The sequence below is a fragment of the Bacillus sp. EE-W1 genome, from assembly GCF_009760835.1.
GTDB classification, from domain to species: domain Bacteria; phylum Bacillota; class Bacilli; order Bacillales; family Bacillaceae_G; genus Bacillus_A; species Bacillus_A wiedmannii.
In genome coordinates this window covers 69,717-71,806 of sequence record NZ_WIPE01000069.1, presented here as the reverse complement: position 1 = coordinate 71,806, position 2,090 = coordinate 69,717, and the positions used below count along the sequence as shown (strand labels likewise).

At 33.3% G+C, this 2,090-nt stretch carries 2 protein-coding genes and 2 pseudogenes; all 4 read left to right on the top strand.

Annotated features, from left to right (window positions below; all coding sequences use genetic code 11):
• Positions 1–60: 60 nt before the first annotated feature.
• Positions 61–291 carry a hypothetical protein gene (locus GFJ36_RS16985; RefSeq protein WP_242016016.1) on the top strand — a complete coding sequence of 77 codons (231 nt, stop codon included), beginning with the start codon at positions 61–63 and terminating at the stop codon, positions 289–291.
• Positions 292–551: 260 nt separating this feature from the next.
• A complete protein-coding gene (locus GFJ36_RS16980) occupies positions 552–1,058 on the top strand; it encodes a GNAT family N-acetyltransferase (protein WP_088063957.1) in 507 nt (168 codons plus the stop codon).
• A 48-nt stretch (positions 1,059–1,106) separates the two neighbouring features.
• Positions 1,107–1,265: pseudogene (locus tag GFJ36_RS16975) on the top strand (SAM-dependent methyltransferase); the annotation flags it as partial.
• A 333-nt stretch (positions 1,266–1,598) separates the two neighbouring features.
• Positions 1,599–2,090, top strand: a pseudogene (locus GFJ36_RS16970) (RNA-guided endonuclease TnpB family protein); the annotation flags it as partial.

The following is a 2,090-nucleotide window of genomic DNA, read 5'->3' as shown; positions in this document are numbered from 1 at the left end:
AAAATCTTCACACAAATCTGGGGGATATGATTTGAAAATGGGTTAAGAAAGGATTCATTTATGAATGAATTAGTAAAAAAAGCAATACAACATTTTTATGTAAATGGAGCTGTAAATGAATATTTACTTAGGTGTGAAAATAAAATTGAATTACCTAAAGAATTAACTGTATTTATTCATAATGCACACATTCAAACAACACCTGTCAACATTGATGATATTTGGCCAGCAGAAAAATATGTATTCGATTTTAAACCATATAAGAATGAAGTTAATAGTAAACGAAATTAAGAATAGTTAAGAAAAAGCTATTTCCACTCTTAATTGACGCAATTTTCGAAAATATACAAATGTTAATATTTGTTATATGATATATTTGTCAAAGTACTGTTCCTGTAGTTTCTATAAAGAATCTGTAAGATAGTTTGTTTGTCTCATATATTCACCTTAAACTAAAAAGAACTTGCAGAGATTCTTACAAGTTCTTTTTAGTTTAAGGGTTGAATGTGGATTTGAAATAAAGAAACGATTTTTTGAGAGGAGAAAAGTAAATGTTTATAAGAGCAGAAAGATTATTAATACGAAATTTTGAGTTCAAAGATTGGCAAGCTGTCCATGAGTATACATCAGATAGCAATGTTATGAAATACATACCCGAAGGAGTTTTTACTGAAGAAGATACAAGAAACTTTGTAAATAGAAATATGGGTGAAAATGCAGAGAACTTTCCTGTGATACTGGTAGATGAAAATATTCTGATTGGTCATATTGTTTTTCATAAATATTTTGGTGAGCATACTTATGAGATTGGGTGGGTATTCAATCCTAAATATTTCAATAAAGGATATGCTTCTGAAGCAGCACAAGCTACATTAAAATATGGGTTTAAGGAAATGAAATTACATAGAATTATAGCTACATGTCAGCCACAAAATACCCCGTCATATCGAGTGATGGAGAAAATTGGAATGAGAAGAGAAGGATATTTCAGGAAGTGTATACCCCATGGAAATGAATGGTGGGATGAATATTATTACGCTATTTTAGAAGAAGAGTAGTGTCTCAGAACGCATTGTTCAAATCAAAATCATAATTAAAATTGTGCTATCTTTTCAACCGAACATCCAATAGCAACAGCTCGCAAAGGAAGCAACCATTGGATAAAAACTGAGGATGGTAATAAATCACACTGGGCATTAGATAATTATCAAGAAGAAGGAATCAGAGTACACAACTGGTTTGTTGACGATAGTGTGGTTATTTATCGTTTTCGGCAAGAAGACTCCATCTGATTTGTGTTACGGGTGAAACCCAACAATTCAGGTGGAGATGAATTGCCGTCAGAAGGTAGGCTGAACTCATTTGTTTCGTTCATAACAATGTTCCCGGGGCCAATATTTGTTTCTTTTTGTCTTACGATACAATCTGCTCTTAGATAAGGAGGGAATATATCGTAAGACAACGAAATTGGATAATAATAATCATTCGGTTACTTGCACCAAACGGAATTACGATGAAGACTATTTTTACATTTCGTTCCAAATGTTGAATTGTCAAAATTAATTTTAATGAACTCTCTAAGAAAGGTGGTGAAAACAATGGCTAGAAAGAAAGCAGTGAAAGTATTACGTAAACAAAAGAAAAGAGAAACAATACAACGATTCACCCAGAAACAGAATATTGGACGAGCTGGTCTCACAGCTAAAGAATTTCGTTTACTGCAGCGCATGTCACATAGCTCAAAAGCATTGCGAAATGTTGGGTTGTACACGATTAAACAAAGTTATTTGAATCATAATAAAATGGCTACTGTAAAAGAAGTGGACACCGCCATGCAAGCCGATATGAACTACTGGGGCATTCAATCAAACTCTGTTCAAGCGATTCGTAGAGCCTTATATGCAGAAATAAAGAGCTTTTTTAAAACAATGGAAAAGTGGAAGGAAAATCCTGAGAAGTTCACAGGGCGTCCTAAGTTTCCGAATTATTCTCGTTCAACTGACAAACGAATCATTGAAATCTATCAAGTTCCAAAAGTAGATGAGAACGGGTATTGGATGATTCCGATGAATGTGGCATTCAGAAAAAAA

Bases quoted from the DNA above. Each gene is read 5' to 3' on its own strand.
- GFJ36_RS16980 (WP_088063957.1), top strand. From the start codon at position 552: ATGTTTATAAGAGCAGAAAGATTATTAATACGAAATTTTGAGTTCAAA.
- GFJ36_RS16985 (WP_242016016.1), top strand. From the start codon at position 61: ATGAATGAATTAGTAAAAAAAGCAATACAACATTTTTATGTAAATGGA.